The sequence below is a fragment of the Nonomuraea sp. NPDC003201 genome (assembly GCF_053590415.1).
Genome location: NZ_JBSFTC010000275.1, coordinates 1 through 14895, shown reverse-complemented (window position 1 = coordinate 14895; position 14895 = coordinate 1). Strand labels below are relative to the sequence as shown.

Below are 14895 nucleotides of genomic sequence, written 5' to 3'. Positions count from 1 at the left end.
TGCGATTTCCCTATCGCCCCGACAATACTCAAACGGGCCCGCGGGCGGGGGTGGTCTGTACTCTCGTCCTCCCCACCCCCCACCCCCCCCCGGGGGGGGGCCCCCCCCCCACGACGGAGATCCTGAACATCTTCATCTACCGCACCTTCGGCCAGGGGCTGTTCGCGCAGGCCACGACGATGAGCCTGGTGCTGTTCCTGCTGGTGGCCCTCATGGCCTTCCCTGTCATCTACGTGCTGCGCAAGCGGGAGGAGATCCTGTGACCCCCGTCGTCCCCGACCGCCGCGGGGTGAGCGACGCGCCCGTGTGGCGCCGGCTCCAGCCCGTGGTCACGTTCGTGCTCGTGGTGCTGTCCATCGGCATCCCGCTGTGGCTGGTGCTGGTGACGGCGGCCAAGTCCCGCGGCGAGGCGCTCACGCCGGACCTGTCGCTGCCGGCCGAGTGGCACCTGCTGGAGAACCTGCGGCAGGTGTGGGGCGACGGCGAGGTCCTGCGGGCGTCGCTGGGCAGCCTGCTCGTCGTCGTGCCCTCGGTGATCGGGGTGCTGCTGTTCGGGTCGATGGCGGCCTGGATCCTGGCCCGCCGCGCCACGCGGCTCAACGCCGTCCTGTACGCGCTGGCGATCAGCGGCATCGTGCTCCCGCCGGCCGTCGTGACCGTCGTCCTGCTGCTGCGCCAGCTCGGCCTGGCCGGGAGCGCGGTCGGGATGATCGGCGTCTACATGGGCATCTACATGTCCACGGTCATCTTCTTCGTCACCGGCTTCGTGCGGACCATCCCCACCTCCCTGGAGGAGGCGGCGCAGCTCGACGGGGCGAGCCCGATGCGGGTGTTCTGGCTGGTGGTGCTGCCGCTGCTGCGCCCGGTGCTGGCCACGGCCACCATCCTGGTCTGCCTGTACGTGTGGAACGACGTCTTCTACGCCTTCTTCGTGATCGGCGGACGCCTGGACACGCTCCCCCTCAACCTCTTCCGCGTGGCCGGCGCCGGGCTCTATCTCAACAACTGGCACCTGATCTTCGCGTACGTGATCCTGATGAGCCTGCCGCTGGTCGTGGTCTTCGCCGTCGCCCAACGCAAGATCATCTCGGGAATCACGAGCGGCGCCGTCAAGTAGCGGGCCGGTCAGCCCCTGAAGAGCAGTGAGTCCAGTCCCCTGCGCACGCCCGTCTCCTCGCCCGCGTGGCGCACCGCCGGCAGCGTCCCGGCCACGTACGGGCTGGGGTCGGTGCCGGGGTCGTGCCGCATGACCAGGCGTTCCCCCGGGCCGCCGAACACGATCTCGGTGCTCACCACGAAACTGGGCAGCCGAACCGAGTGGATGCGGCTCCCTGCGACCTCGGCGCCGCGCGCCTCCACCGGGCCGTGCAACTCGCCGAGCGGCACCGCCGGCTCGGGCGTGCGGACCGCTCGCGGAGCCGGCCGCTCCGCCAGGGACTTCCCCGCCGCGGACCGCGACACCCCGGCGGTCAGCGTCAGGTCGTCGGCCCGGTCGATCGCCGCGACGATCGGCGACGCCGTCCAGCCGGTGACCCCGGCGAAGCACACGTTGATCATGCCGTCACTCTGAGCGTCCAGGAAGCTCACAGCGGGGTCGACGACGGCCGGATCGAACAGTTCCGGCCATGTGGCTTCGTACGTCCGCGCTGTCCGTTCGTCGAAGTGGTTCTCCGGCACAAACCCCCTGTGCCCAGGACGCCGGGCGGCCGCCACCGATCAACCCGGCCTTCGCCTCGCGCCCGGCCCGGGATTGGCGGGCCGGGCACGACGGGAGAGCCGGGGCGGTCAGGCGCAGGTGTAGCCGGAGGGGAGTGCGGTGTCGCCGTTGGGGCGGGTGGCCTGGAAGCCGACGCTGGTGGTGGCGGCTCCGGGGGCGAGGGTGCCGTTGTGGCTGACGTTCCTGATGGTCACGGTCTGCCCGCTGACGGTGGCGGTGCCGTTCCACGAGCCGGTCAGCGTGTGCCCGGCCGGCAGTGTGAAGGTGACCGTCCATCCGTTGATCGTCGAGGTGCCGGTGTTGGTGATGGTCAGGGGCTGGATGACGTACCCGGTGGCCCACTGGGTCTGGACGGTGGGGACGGCCGTGCAGGTTCCGGTGGAGGTGCCGGGCTGGGTGGTGACCTGCGCGGTGTTCGAGACCGGCGAGGTGTTGCCCGCGGCGTCGCGCGCCCTGACCTGGTAGCGGTAGGTGGTGCTCGGGGTCAGGCCCGTGTCGCTGAACGAGGTCGTGGCCGAGGTGCCGACCTGGGTGAACGTGCCACCGCTCGCGCCGGGCGCGCGCAGGATGTCGTAGCCGGCGACGCCGGTGTCGTCCGTCGAGGCCGTCCAGCCCAGGGTCGTGCCCGTGGACGTGGTCGCCGAGGCCGCCAGGCCGGCCGGGGCCGTCGGCGGCGAGGTGTCGCCACCGCCGGTCGTCGTCGTGAACGTGACCGGCGGCGAGTCGCCGGACAGGTTGCCCGCGCCGTCCCGTGCCCGCACGTACACCTGGTACTGGGTGTTCGCGGTCAGGCCGGTGAGGGTGATCGAGGTGGTGGCGGACTGGCCGAGCTGCGGGTCGGTGGTCCCCTGCTCGCGGTAGACGTTGTAGCCGGCCAGGCCGGAGCCGCCCTGGTCGGTGGACGCGGCCCAGGTCAGCGTGGCGCCGGTGGCGGTCACGCTGGACGCGGCCGGGGCGCCCGGCGTGCTCGGCGGGGTGGTGTCGCCGGAGTCGCCGAGCGTGGGAGTCTGCCAGTCTCTCCACTCGGCCAGATTGCCGAGCGCCTTGGACGAGATCCTGATCGCGCCGGGGGCGTTGCCCGTCTTCAGCAGGAACTTCTGGATGTTCTGCTGGAGCGGGGTCCGCCATTCCGCCCTGTTGGCGCAGTGGTTGCCGTCCTGGATGTCGGACCAGTACGTGATGTTGTCCCCCGCGCCGAGCGCCTTGTAGACCTCCGCCCCGCCCAAGGCCGCCACGCTCGCGGACCTGGGTCCGAGATTGGTGATGTGCGGATTGTCCATGATGAACAGTCCGCGCGGCGCGACCATGGCCACCATTTCATGCGTGTCCACCGGCAGCCTGGTCGGGCTGCTCGTGAAGGAGCCGAACGCGTCGCCCAGCCACGGCTGCTCTCCGTACGCGCTGCTCAGGCTCTGGGCGCCCTCCCCGGGAATTCCGCGGAAGATGGGGACGCCGGCGCTGCCCGACTCGATCGGCATGGTCAACGCGATGCGCTGATCGAACGCGCCGATCACGAAAGCGCCCTTTCCGAAGCGCGAGCATCCCGTGACGCCGGTCGCATCCGCTTTGAGAATGCCGCCGCCCGACTGTTCGATGACGTCGATGATCCGGCTCACGCCCCAGGCCCAGGCGAGCAGCAGCCCCGTGCTGCTGGAGGAGCCGTAGATGCTGTAGAACGCACCCTGCTTGTTATTGCGTGGCGTGCCTTCCTTCCCGACCGCGTACGGGTCGTAATTGATGACGGCGGCGCCGGCCGCTTTGATGGCGGCCGTGTCCGCGCCGAATCCGCCCAGGACCACGACGGCCGGGAAAGGTCCGGAACCGCTCGGCAGATCGACGCTCGCCGAGAAACTCGAGCTCTTGCCGTTGTGGTTCACGTTCACGGTGATGCCGGTCCTCGAGACCGTTCCGGTGACGCTGGCCGGCTTTCCCGGCTTCTCGCCGTAGACGAATTTCTCCGCCAGCTTCTTGATCTCCTGGCGTCGGCACCGCCAGTCGGACTTGGCGGAGATGCGCGTACCGTCCAGCTTCTTGAAGGGGTCGGGAAGCTTGGAGTTGGTGGGTAAGGAGCCCGCGTCGGGCAGGCCGGTCACCGTGCAGTCGGCACCCTCGTCCTCGACTCCGGCCGCCGCGACGGCCTCGGGGGGCGCTACCGTCACCGCTCCGGCGATCGACAACGTCGCTGCCGCCGTCAGCGCGACGACCCTCGTACGGATCTTGGAGCGGGCCAAGCTGGTGATCACCAGGGCTCTCCCTTCCGGGTGGAGTGTTGGCGATCAGTGTGGGAATCCCCATGAAACATGTCAATATAAGACAGAAATATTTCAAAGATCAATCTTTTGCTTGGATTGTGAACTGGGAATATATCGGCACGATTGTCGAAACTTTCGGAGATGGGGCGACGTATAGGGCACCTCTGTCTCCATAGGGCCTGCTATTCCGAAAGTTTCGAGATATCGCCGTTCGAGCCGCCGACGTACACGAAGCCGCCTGCCACGACCGGTCTGGTCTCGATGGGGCCGCCGGTCGGGAAGCTCCGGCGCACCGTGCCGGTGGCGGGGTCGAGCGCGTGCAACGTTCCCGCGCCGTCCCCGATGTGAATGGTCCCGCCTGCCGCGACCGGGCCCGCCGGGCGGCCCTTGCCCAGCGGGAACGACCATCGCGACGCGCCGGTGGTGGCGTCGAGCGCGTGCAGCGCGCTGTCGGCGCCTGTGGTGTACACGAGTCCGGAGGCCACGGCGGCATCCCATCGGTAGCCGGGCTTCTCGCCTTCGGTCCGGAAGCGCCACAGCCCCGTGCCGGAGGCGGCGTCCAGCGCGTACGTCGTGCCGTCCCTGCCGCCGAGGTACACAGCCCCGCCGGCCGCCACCGGGCGGAAGTCGACGGAACCGGCGATCTCCGAGCTCCACCGGGCCTTCCCGGAGGCGGCTTCCAGGGCGTGCACCTCGCCGTCGGTGCTCGCGGCGTAGACGACCCCGTCGGCCCGCGCCAGATAGGTGTGGTCTCGTGCTCCGCCGGCCCGGAAACGCCATTTCCTGGCTCCGGAGGCGGCGGCCAGCGCGTACACCATGCCGTGGTCGCCGCCGACGTGGACGACGTCGCCGGCCAGCACAGGGTCGGGGTTAAGGACGTCGCCCTCCGGCCGGAAGGCCCACGCCCGCCTGCCGGAGGCGGCGTCGAGCGCCACGACCTCGGCGTTCGCGGACCAGGCGGGGCTCCTGGTCCAGACGTAGAGGCGGCCCGCCGCGCCCACCAGGTCGCCGGCCACGTTGAGCCTGCGGCTCCACCTCGGGCGGCCGGTGGCGGCGTCCAGCGCCGTCAGCCTGCCGGACGTGTTCGCGACGAAGACGGTGCCGTCCATCACCACGTGATCGAACTGAACGGGGCCGCCGGTCCGGAAGCTCCACCGCAGCCCGCCGGTGGCGGCGTCCAGCGCGGAGACCGCGCCGTCGCCGCTCGTGGCGTAGACGACACCGTCGGCCACCACCGGCTCGGCGTGGACGGCCCCGTCGGTCGGATGGATCCAGCCGCGCTCGCGGACGGGGCCGGGAGCGCGGGCGCCCGGCTGGTAACGGGCGAGCAGATTGTCCCGCAGCAACGGGGAGAGGAGCCGCACGGCCTGCCGTGAGGTGGAGCTCAGCCGGACGATGACGGGGCCCGCGTTGACGATCGTCGCGCCGTGGAGTCCGTTCGTCCTGGCCACGGTGTAGGAGAGGAAGTCCGGGCGCTGGGTGGTGAGGTCGACGGCATCGGCCCCCTTGACGGCGTCCATCTCGGCGGTGAACAGCTTTCGCGCGGCCGCGCTCGACGGGGACACCCATTCCACGGAGAGCGAGACGACGGCGCCGTCGTCCGTGGGCGGTATCCAGTCGCATGTCGCCGGTTTCGGCAGCGCCGGATCGTCCTGTCCGGGCACCGCGCGGTAGCCGTCCGCGAGGACGGACAGGTCACGGCCGGCCAGCAGGGAGCAGGCGTCCGGCCAGGCGCTCGCCGGGACGCCGCCGAACCGGGCAGACCCGTGGGAAAGCCCGTAGCCCAGCTTGTACGCGGTGAGGCGGCCGTCACCGTACACGAAAGCCAGGTCCCGGATCGCCCCGACGAGGGACACCGACCGCGCGGGCAGGTCGAGCGGCAGCGCGCCGAGCCGTCCGGTGGCGGGGTCCAGGGAGGTCAGGTACGCGGGCAACGGCCATCCGTCGTGCAGGAGGAGCGCGCCGTTGTCGCCCGTCACGGGGTACGAGCCGGCGAACAGGGGCGCGCTCCAGCGGGTCGGGTTCATGACCCGCGCGGCTTTCGAGGCGGTGGACGCCGGGCGGCCGTCCGGACCGTAGAAGAAGTCCTCCTCCCCCACCGAGGCGTGGACATATCCATCCGCATTGGCCGTGAGGGTCATCGGCGGGCCTCCGTCCGGCGGCGAGGCGAGCGACGACAGCAGGCGCTCCCAGCCGGGCCGCAGCGTGCGCGGATCCATCGAGGCGAGCCGCACCTGGCTGCTCGCGCAATAGCTGAGCAGCATCACCGATCGGGCGGTCGCGGCGCCTCGAAGGTCGCAGCCTCGCGGGTACGTCACCCGCGCCGTGGTCGCGCCGGTCCGGAGATCGAGGGCCTGGAGGTCGAAGGGTTCGGCGGGCCGCTCGAACACCACGATGCCGCGCTCGGTCACCATGATCCGCGGGCCCCGGTACACGCCGGCGCCGATCGCCCGGGGCCTATGAGTGGAGACGGCGATCGTGCGCCGCCACAGCGTGGCGCCCGTGGCCAGGTCCAGGCCGGTCAGGGCATGGGCGGCGACGTCGGGCGTTCCTCGCGACACGACCAGCGTGTCCGCCGCGATCCACACGCCGGTGACGGGCGCGGTGGGAGCCGGGCCTGCGGGGACGGTGCGCCGGAGCTCACCTGTACGCGGATCGTGGATCCGTACGGTGCCCTGTTGGGTCGCCATGGCGACCGCGCGGCCGGACACGGCGTAGCGCGGAGTCTCGAAGGGCGGCTCGCCGGTGCCGGCGTCCGCGGGCACCGACCACGCCACGCGCCACTCGACGGGTACGAGCGAGAGCCGCGGTGCGTCCGCGGACGAGCAGGCCGCCAGGACCACCACGAGCAGGATCGCCCCCGCGCGCCGCCCGAGCACGGTCAGCACCCCTTGATCTTTTGGATCTTACGCTCGATCGCGCACGCCTGGCCGCGCGAGATCGGCTGCCAGCCGCCGAGCGAGGAGACGGCGTAGTAGGCGCTGTAGGCGTCGGCGATGCCGGTTACCCGGAACGGGGTCTTGCCCGGCCCCTCGATCGTCACCTGCTCGGTCCGGTCCTCCGCCAGCACGGTGACCAGGAGATCGAACTCGTAATACGCCGCCGCGCCCTTGATCGACAGGGAGAGGGTGACCGGCTCGTCACGTTTCAGGTCTATCTGCTTCTTCCTGAAATACGAAGCGTCCTCTGCGGTGGCGAAGCGGGGAGCCGGCTCGTCGAGGTCGGCGGAGAGCTCGATGGTGTCGGCCTCGCCGGCGGGGGTGTAGACCAGCAGCGCGCCGTCCGACACCGGCTTGCGGTCGAGGACCCGCGGCTCCATGTCGACGATGCGTACGCTGCTGCGGTTGCCGATGAGGACGACGGTGACGTTCGCCTGTTCGAGCGGGGCCCGGCGATGGCCCGCCATGATCGTGTCACGGCCCGAACCTGACGCGTTGCCCAGCAGGGCCGCTCGTTCTCCGGGGTCGGTCACCGGCACCCTCAGGGCGGTGTCCTGCGCGGAGTAGTCGACGGCCACGTGGCCGACCTTGATCGGGGGCGCTCCGCTGATCCGGTCGACCGTGTCGGGTCCGCGGGCGTTGAACCAGGCGGTGAACACGACGCCGACCGCCGCGATGAGCACGGCGCTGAGAACGCCCGCCACCCACGTCCGCGTGGCCTTCCACCGCCCGGCCCCGGCCTCCTCCGGTCGAGAGGCGGGAGCCTCGTCGGCTCCAGCGGAATTCGCACGCCTTTTCCGGCGCGCTTTGGCCATGAGGCGTCCCCCTGTGCACGGCGAACGGCGACTGACTCTCCCCTTGCTGTATACCTATACGGCTGCGCGCCGTGATGTGGGGCTGTCGACGAATTTCCTATGGCACGGACGGGGCTCGCCCGCTCGCCTTCGTCAGCGGCTGGAGGGCGGCTGGCCGGCGGCGAGGGTGCGGACGGCCGCGACCACGGCCTCGCGGCGCCGGGCCAGGGCGGCCTTGTCGTCCTGCTCGTCGAGGACGAGGCGGCACAGCTGGGGGACGGCGAAGTTCCAGGCGACCAGCCCGAGCACGGTGAACATCCAGTCCTGGGCGGCGCAGGTGCGCTCGGGCCCGTCCAGTCCGGCGCCGACGCCGGCGTCCACGAGGTCGCGTACGTTGCCCCGATAGGCCTCGCGGCGTTCGTCCTCGCCCTGGACGGGACCCTGGCCGCTTTCCAGGGCCTCCCAGAGCAGCAGCCTGATCAGGTCCGGGTGGTCCTGGTACCAGTCGAACAGCTGCCCCACAGAGTCGGCCACCGTGCCGGGATCGAGGGCGTTGGCGTGGCAGACCTCGTCGACCTTGGCCCGCACCACGGCGCCGAACAGCTTCTCCTTGCCCCCGAAGTACAGGTAGATCGCCTGCTTGTTGGCCTTGGCGGCGGCGGCGATGCGCTCGACCCGGGCGCCGGCCAGGCCGTGCGCGGCGAACTCGGCGGTGGCGGACTGGAAGATCCGCTGTCGGGTGGCCTCCGCGTCGTAGCTCATGAACTGAATTAAACCATCCAGTTGACTTTCTGCGCGACATCCGCTTCGATCTAAACCAACCAGATGGTTTATTGCTGAGGAGAACATCATGTCCATAGCTCCCGTACCGGTCCGCTCGCCGCTGCCCACCGGCCTGGCCGGCTCCACCGTCGTCCTCATCGGCGGCACCTCGGGCATCGGCCTGTCCGCCGGTGTGCTGCTGGGCGGGGTGGGCGCCCGGGTGGTGCTGGTCGGCCGCGACCAGGCCAGGCTCGCCGCCGCCGTGGACCGGGTACGCGACGCGGCCCCGGCGGACTCGGTGCTCGGTATTTCCGCGGACGGTTCGGACGAGGACGCGCTGGCGGAGATCTTCGAGCGGGCCGGGCAGGTCGATCACGTGCTCGTGACGGCCGGCGGCCTGAGTGGCGCGGGCCCGGTGACCGAGCTCTCCCACGACGACTTCCGCTCCGTCCTGGACAGCCGGCTCTGGGGGGCGGTCGTCGCCGCCCGGCTCGCGGCGACCCGGCTGCCGGCGGGCGGTTCGATCACCTTCACCTCGGGCACGTACGTCGTCCGCCCGATCCCCGGCATGACCGGCCCGCTGGCGGCCGTCGGCGCGGTCGAGACCTTCACCAAGGCGCTCGCCGTCGAGCTCGCGCCGAAGCGGCTCCGGGTGAACGCCATCCGCTACGGCACCTTCGACACCCCGCTGCTGCGCACGCTGTCCGGGCTCGACGGCGACGCCGCGGTCGCCAAGGCCGGGGAGGGCTCCCCGCTCGGCCGTTTCGGCACCGCCGAGGAGGCCGCCGCGTCGGCGCTGTTCGTGATGGCCAACAACTACGTCACCGGCCAGGTGATCACCGTGGACGGCGGGCAGAGCCTGGCCTGAGCCGACCGGGGTGAGCGGCCCGGGCGCCGCTCACCCCGGTCCGCTCGTCGCTCGTTTCTGACCGCTCATCGTAAAGATCTTCAACACTGCATACCGTATGTGGTACGCGTGTGAGGTGGCAAGATTCCTCGACCGTTCCCGGATCGTGGCGGCACCCGGCTGGAGCCGGTGGCTGGTGCCGCCCGCCGCGCTCTCGGTCCACCTCGCGATCGGGCAGGCGTACGCGTGGAGCGTGTTCAAGCCCCCGCTGGAGTCCTCCCTTCACCTGTCGGGCACGCAGAGCGCGCTGCCGTTCCAGCTGGGCATCGTCATGCTCGGCCTGTCGGCGGCCTTCGGCGGCACGCTGGTGGAGCGCAACGGGCCGCGCTGGGCGATGTTCGTCTCGATGGCCTGCTTCTCCTCCGGCTTCCTGCTGTCCGCGCTCGGCGTGGCCACCCGCCAGTACTGGCTGGTCGTGCTCGGCTACGGCGTCGTGGGCGGGATCGGGCTCGGCATCGGCTACATCTCCCCCGTCTCCACGCTGATCAAGTGGTTCCCCGACCGGCCCGGCATGGCGACGGGGATCGCGATCATGGGGTTCGGCGGCGGCGCGCTCATCGCCTCGCCGTGGTCGGCGCAGATGCTGGAGTCGTTCGGCACGAGCACGGGCGGGATCGCCACCACGTTCCTCGTGCACGGCGTGGTCTACGCGGTCTTCATGACGATGGGCGTGCTGCTGGTGCGCGTCCCGGCGGAGGGCTGGTCACCGCCGGGATGGACGCGGCCGGTGGTCGCGTCGAGGCCGCTGATCACCGACGCGGACGTCTCGGCCCGCAACGCGATCCGCACCCCGCAGTTCTACTGCCTGTGGGTCGTGCTGTGCTGCAACGTCACCGCGGGCATCGGGATCCTGGAGAAGGCCGCGCCCATGATCAGGGACTTCTTCGCGGACACGGCCACGCCGGTCGCGGTGGGGGCGGCAGCGGGGTTCGTCGCGCTGCTGTCGCTCGCGAACATGACCGGCCGCTTCGTCTGGTCCTCCACCTCCGACCTGATCGGCCGCAAGAACATGTACCGCGTCTACCTGGGGGTCGGCGCGCTGCTCTACCTGGTGATCGCGCTGGCGGGCAACTCCTCCAAGCCGCTGTTCATCGTGTGCGCGCTGGGCATCCTGTCCTTCTACGGCGGCGGCTTCGCGACGGTCCCGGCGTACCTGAAGGACCTGTTCGGCACCTACCAGGTCGGCGCGATCCACGGCCGCCTGCTCACGGCCTGGTCCACGGCGGGCGTGCTCGGCCCGCTGATCATCAACGCCATCGCCGACGCCCAGAAGGCGGCGGGGCGGTCGGGGCCGGCGCTCTACACGACCTCCCTCTACATCATGATCGGGCTGCTGGCGGTGGGCCTGCTCGCCAACGAGCTGATCCGGCCCGTGAGCGACAAGTACCACGAGAAGCCGGCCGAGCCGGCCATGGAAGGGCAGGCGACATGACGTCCAGGCGGACCGCCCTGATGGTGCTGGCGTGGGCCTGGGTCGCGCTGCCCTTCGCGTTCGGCGTGTACGAGCTGGTGCTGAAGCTCACGCAGCTGTTCGACTAGCCGAGCAAGATCCGGTCCAGGTCGGGCGCGGCCTCCGTGTCGTTGAAGATCTTGACGGTGTTGGCGCCGGCCCGCAGCGTGACGGGCACGGTCGTGGTGTAGGGGGTGTTGTTGCCGGCGCCGCTCACCTTCACCTCGACCGGCGCCTCGCCGTTGACGCTCACGAAGTACGAGCGCGGCCCGTTGACGGTGAAGTCGATGAACAGCGTGTACTGCCGGGCCTCGGGCACCACCACGTCCTCGAACAGCACGAAGGCGTCGGGGGCGCCGCCGAGGTTGCGGACCTTCTGGCCGCCGGAGCACGGCGAGCAGTTGGTGATGCCCGCGCTGCCGAGCCCGTTGCGCGAGTCCTCGGCCTCGCGCATGAACACCCGGTCGGCGGGGCGCGGCCGGACGCGTACCTGCCGGGTGACCGTGCCGGCCCGGCCCAGCACCTCGAACGCGGCCGTCACCGGGATGTCCGCCGGCGTGACGTCCTGGCCGGGCGGCGAGGTGAGGGTCCAGGTGCCTTCGAGGGTCTGCCCGAGCCGCATCGAGGCCGCGGTGACGGGGGCGCCCTCGACGGTCCAGCCAGCGGGCGCGACCGGGGCGAGCCGCACCTGGTCGAGCGCGTCGTCGGCGTCGAGGCGCAGCTTGGCCGACACCTTCATCGTCTGCTGCCCGGGGCCGGCCCACTGCAGGCCGCCGGGTTCGACGGTCATGGTCGTCTTGGGCACGGACGAGGCGGGCGGCAGCGGCGCGACCGCCAGGCGGTCCACTCCCGGGCCCCTGGCCGCGTCGCTGAACAGGGTGATCGTGTTGGCCCCGGCCTTGAGCGGCACCGGCAGCGCGGTGGAGAGCGGCACGTCCGGGTTGTCCCCCGGGACCTGGACCTCGACGGGCACGGCGCCGTTGACGGCGATCTTCAGGGACGTGGGTGTGGCCGCCGTGTGGTCGATCTGCAGGCGGTAGTCGCCGGCCGCCGCCACCGTGACGTCCCGGTACGTGATCGCGTTGCGCGCCCCGCCGCCGAGCCCGGCGATCTGCGCGTGGCCCGAGCACGCCTGGCACAGGTCGGGACGGGCGGCGCCCGAACGGTGCTGACGCTCGGCCTCCAGCGGCACGGGGTCGCCGAAGGAGAGCGGATATTCGTTCGCGACCCTGATCTCGTCGATCTGCAGCTCGCGGAAGAAGCGCGGCGCCTGGGGGCCGGCCCAGGTGTTCAGCACCTCGAGCTTGAGGTAGCGGGCGCGCAGCTCGCCCAGGTCGACGACCTGCGTGCCGCGGGCGCTGCGCATCGCGCCGGCGCGGACCGGCCGGCCCCAGTGCCGGCCGTCGTCGCTCGCGTAGACGCGGTAGTCCTTGATCCGCGCGGAGTCCTCCGGGCGGCCGAACGTCTCCCGCGCGTACGTCGGCGACCATTCGCGCTGGCTGACCGCCAGGTACGCGGCCTTGCGCACGCGGCCGAGGTCGAGCGTCACCGAGACGGGCAGGGTCGCGCCGCTGTCCCAGTAGGCCTCGTGGCTGCCGTCCACGAGCGCCGCGGCGGGGTGGCCGTCGCGGGAGGCGGAGGCGGTGGCCTTGAGCCCGTCGTAGAAGCCCGGGCGGCCGGCCGTCTCGACCTTGAACACCGTGTCGTAGTCGTCCCATCGGGTGACGCCGAGGATGGTCAGGTAGCCGCCGGACTGGCTGAAGCGCATCCGCTCGCCCGTGCGCAGGTCGCTCGCCCGGGTCACCCGGTGGCCGTTGTCGCGCAGCCGTACCTGGTCGGTGCTGGGCCTGGTCACGACGTGCGCGTATTGGATCTTGGCGCCGGGCTCGACGGTGACGACGCCGTGAGCGCCGTCGTTCCAGAAGCCGGGCTGCATGCCGCCGTACATGTAGCCGCCGCCCTCGGTGCCCCTCAGGGACGCCTGGATCGGCGGGACCCACGTGGACATGAAGGCGTTGAACTCCTCCTGCTGCGGCGGGAACCTGCCGTTGACCATCGGGGTCTCGGCCATCAGCGACTTCATCGACGAGCCGGCGTTGGTGACGTAGCGGCCGGTGCTGAGGCGGAAGTCGACCGGGTGGCTGCCGCCGTCGTACCACCAGTCGCCGGTGGTGGGCAGCTTGTAGTCGGCCTCGACCAGGCGCGGCATCGGGGTCCAGGCGGCCTGCGGGTAGTCGTAGGCCGGGGTCATGCCGGTCTTCTGCTCGTTGCTGACCGTGTCCATGATCGGGGTGTCCTCGTTGTTGTTGCTCAGCAACCAGGACGGGCGCTTCTCGCGGATCTGCTCGTAGAGCCGGTTCTGCTCCCAGTACTCGTTGTCGTTGTCGATCCAGAACCCCGCCAGGTCCTGATATTTGGCCATTACCTCGAAGAAGAGGTCATAGCTGTACATGCCGAAGCCGGCGCGGGTGGTCAGGTCGACCTGCCGCCCCTTGTACGCCGAGTAGGCGGCCGAGTCGAGCGTCTCGACGCCCTGCTCGTTGTGCCACTGCGGATCGTCGGTCATGTAGAGGATGACCCGCACATTCTTGGCCTTCCCGGCGTTCACCAGCTCGCCGAGGAAGTCCCTCTTGGTGCTGCACGAGCCGGGGATCTGCGACGGCCACGGCCGCGCGTACCCGAGCCTGCTGTGGAAGGTCGCCAGCACGATGTACGAGGCGCCCAGCTTGCGGGCCTCGTCCACCCAGTAGTCCGGGCTCCAGCCGCCACCCGTGACGTCGCTCTCCCAGGCCGCGCAGTCGAGGTGGCGCGGCGCGGTGAACATGCCCCAGTGCAGGAACAGCCCGGCGGTCGAGTCGCGTAACCACTCCTGCCTCGGATGCTGAACCTCCGCGCCGGCGGGCGCCGCGCACAGGCTCGCGATCACGGCGAGAACGAGTGCGGCGAGGAGGGTACGGCGATGCGGTCGAAGTCCCATAGATCGCTTCCCTTCAGACATCCGACGAATACAGCAGCCCCAGCCCTCGGTCAAGAGACTTGACGCGCCAACGCGCCAAGTGATCCTATGACTCGTGATAGGAAAGTTTCCTAATGGAGGGTCGATGCGATTACTCACGACGAGCGCGCTGACCGCCGGACTGCTGCTGCCCGCCCTCCCGGCCGCGGCCGACCCCGTGGAATCGGGGCCGTGGACCTCGTACTCGCCCACGTTCACCGTCCAGGAGCGGGGCTGCGGCGACGTCGGCGACCTCACGTTCAAGCTGACCTGCTCGACCGACAGCGGCGACCAGCGGGCCGAACGGCGCTACGCCACCTACTCCGACGGCACGCGCCAGTTCGAGGGCTACTTCAAGATCACCAGCCTGCCCGGTTCGCGGATCAGCCTCAAGCAGACGTTCAAGACCACGGGCCCGTTCTTCATGCTCGCCGTCGAGCGCGGCGGACGGCTGTACGCGGTGCACGGCGGCGACACGATCGCCACGGGCGCGACGATCGGCACCACGGTCCGCGTCAACACCGTCCACGTGGTCGGCAGCGTGCACCGCACCTACATCAACGGGTCGCTGAAGCACACCGTGGCCAGCGAGAGCGGCAGCTTCTACGACAAGTTCGGGGCGTACCGGACGGCCAGCGGGCAGGGGCCCGCGACGGTCGAGTGGAGCGGCGTCCGCTTCTGGCGTAAGTAGGGGGCGATGAGGGCCGGGATGGTGTTGGTGCTGATGGCGACGGTGCTCGCCGGGTGCGCGGCCCCGCGGCAGGAGCAGCCGCAGGATCCGGCGGTCCGGCTGGAGGCCGCGCTCGTGTCGCCGACCGACGTCGCGCTGCGCTGGCGGGGCCGCGATCCGGGCGCCGCCGGGCACGTGATCGAGTTCGCCACCGAGCCTCAGGGGCCGTACACGATCCTGGGTTTCCTGCCGCCGGAGCAGACCGCGTACACCCATCCCGACCTGATGCCGCGCACCACGTTCCACTACCGGCTGCCGGGTCGAAAGGAACGATCATCGCGTCCTTCCTTGTCGCGGCAGCTGCGATCGCCGCCTTGAGCATCAAGTCGGCACCGGCGATTCTCTACCT

12 protein-coding genes and 1 pseudogene are annotated in these 14895 nt (G+C 70.8%); 7 read left to right on the top strand and 6 right to left on the bottom strand.

Going from position 1 to position 14895, the window contains the following annotated elements:
• Nucleotides 1–263, top strand: a pseudogene (locus ACWDX9_RS49010) (hypothetical protein); the annotation flags it as partial.
• Nucleotides 260–1117 carry a carbohydrate ABC transporter permease gene (locus ACWDX9_RS49005; RefSeq protein ID WP_449967909.1) on the top strand — a complete coding sequence of 286 codons (858 nt, stop codon included), beginning with the start codon at nt 260–262 and terminating at the stop codon, nt 1115–1117. The pseudogene ACWDX9_RS49010 and the gene ACWDX9_RS49005, both read left to right, overlap by 4 nt.
• 8 nt (nt 1118–1125) lie before the next feature.
• On the opposite strand, the gene ACWDX9_RS49000 is transcribed toward ACWDX9_RS49005, so the two are convergent.
• From ACWDX9_RS49000 to ACWDX9_RS48980, 5 genes are all read right to left on the bottom strand, one after another.
• The gene (locus tag ACWDX9_RS49000; protein WP_449967906.1) at nt 1126–1557 is read right to left on the bottom strand and encodes a dihydrodipicolinate reductase C-terminal domain-containing protein; all 432 of its coding nucleotides are present in this window, start codon (nt 1555–1557) and stop codon (nt 1126–1128) included.
• 228 nt (nt 1558–1785) lie between these two features.
• Complete coding sequence (locus tag ACWDX9_RS48995; RefSeq protein ID WP_449967903.1) at nt 1786–3960, bottom strand: fibronectin type III domain-containing protein; 2175 nt, start codon at nt 3958–3960, stop codon at nt 1786–1788.
• Between the two features lie 191 nt (nt 3961–4151).
• Nucleotides 4152–6857, bottom strand: a complete 2706-nt coding sequence (locus tag ACWDX9_RS48990) for an outer membrane protein assembly factor BamB family protein (RefSeq protein ID WP_449967900.1) — start codon at nt 6855–6857, stop codon at nt 4152–4154.
• Nucleotides 6851–7612 carry a hypothetical protein gene (locus ACWDX9_RS48985; protein ID WP_449967898.1) on the bottom strand — a complete coding sequence of 254 codons (762 nt, stop codon included), beginning with the start codon at nt 7610–7612 and terminating at the stop codon, nt 6851–6853. The genes ACWDX9_RS48990 and ACWDX9_RS48985 overlap by 7 nt, the downstream gene beginning before the upstream one ends.
• Nucleotides 7613–7855: 243 nt before the next feature.
• Nucleotides 7856–8464, bottom strand: coding sequence for a TetR family transcriptional regulator (locus ACWDX9_RS48980; RefSeq protein WP_449967896.1), 609 nt, complete (start codon nt 8462–8464; stop codon nt 7856–7858).
• Between the two features lie 88 nt (nt 8465–8552).
• Here ACWDX9_RS48980 and ACWDX9_RS48975 point away from each other — a divergent pair, with 88 nt between their 5' ends.
• From ACWDX9_RS48975 to ACWDX9_RS48965, 3 genes are all read left to right on the top strand, one after another.
• Nucleotides 8553–9332 (top strand): SDR family NAD(P)-dependent oxidoreductase, encoded by a 780-nt coding sequence (locus tag ACWDX9_RS48975; protein ID WP_449967894.1) that lies wholly within the window; start codon nt 8553–8555, stop codon nt 9330–9332.
• 115 nt (nt 9333–9447) lie between these two features.
• The gene (locus tag ACWDX9_RS48970) at nt 9448–10803 is read left to right on the top strand and encodes an L-lactate MFS transporter (RefSeq protein ID WP_449967891.1); all 1356 of its coding nucleotides are present in this window, start codon (nt 9448–9450) and stop codon (nt 10801–10803) included.
• A complete protein-coding gene (locus ACWDX9_RS48965; protein ID WP_417629245.1) occupies nt 10800–10910 on the top strand; it encodes an MFS transporter small subunit in 111 nt (36 codons plus the stop codon). Before ACWDX9_RS48970 ends, ACWDX9_RS48965 begins: the two co-directional genes overlap by 4 nt.
• Here ACWDX9_RS48965 and ACWDX9_RS48960 read toward each other — a convergent pair.
• Complete coding sequence (locus ACWDX9_RS48960; protein WP_449967888.1) at nt 10907–13798, bottom strand: CBM35 domain-containing protein; 2892 nt, start codon at nt 13796–13798, stop codon at nt 10907–10909. The genes ACWDX9_RS48965 and ACWDX9_RS48960 overlap by 4 nt on opposite strands.
• Nucleotides 13799–13922: 124 nt before the next feature.
• Between ACWDX9_RS48960 and ACWDX9_RS48955 the strand changes: the two genes are divergently transcribed.
• Both ACWDX9_RS48955 and ACWDX9_RS48950 read left to right on the top strand, forming a co-directional pair.
• Nucleotides 13923–14507 carry a hypothetical protein gene (locus ACWDX9_RS48955; protein ID WP_350742817.1) on the top strand — a complete coding sequence of 195 codons (585 nt, stop codon included), beginning with the start codon at nt 13923–13925 and terminating at the stop codon, nt 14505–14507.
• 18 nt (nt 14508–14525) lie between these two features.
• Entirely contained in the window at nt 14526–14864 is a 339-nt protein-coding gene (locus ACWDX9_RS48950) for a hypothetical protein (protein WP_449967885.1), read from the top strand.
• The last annotated feature ends 31 nt before the right edge of the window (nt 14865–14895 follow it).

Coding starts and splice junctions, on each gene's coding strand:
- ACWDX9_RS48975 (WP_449967894.1), top strand. CDS start 8,553: ATGTCCATAGCTCCCGTACCGGTCCGCTCGCCGCTGCCCACCGGCCTG.
- ACWDX9_RS48950 (WP_449967885.1), top strand. CDS start 14,526: ATGGTGTTGGTGCTGATGGCGACGGTGCTCGCCGGGTGCGCGGCCCCG.
- ACWDX9_RS48955 (WP_350742817.1), top strand. CDS start 13,923: ATGCGATTACTCACGACGAGCGCGCTGACCGCCGGACTGCTGCTGCCC.
- ACWDX9_RS48960 (WP_449967888.1), bottom strand. CDS start 13,798: ATGGGACTTCGACCGCATCGCCGTACCCTCCTCGCCGCACTCGTTCTC.
- ACWDX9_RS48980 (WP_449967896.1), bottom strand. CDS start 8,464: ATGAGCTACGACGCGGAGGCCACCCGACAGCGGATCTTCCAGTCCGCC.
- ACWDX9_RS48965 (WP_417629245.1), top strand. CDS start 10,800: ATGACGTCCAGGCGGACCGCCCTGATGGTGCTGGCGTGGGCCTGGGTC.
- ACWDX9_RS49000 (WP_449967906.1), bottom strand. CDS start 1,557: ATGATCAACGTGTGCTTCGCCGGGGTCACCGGCTGGACGGCGTCGCCG.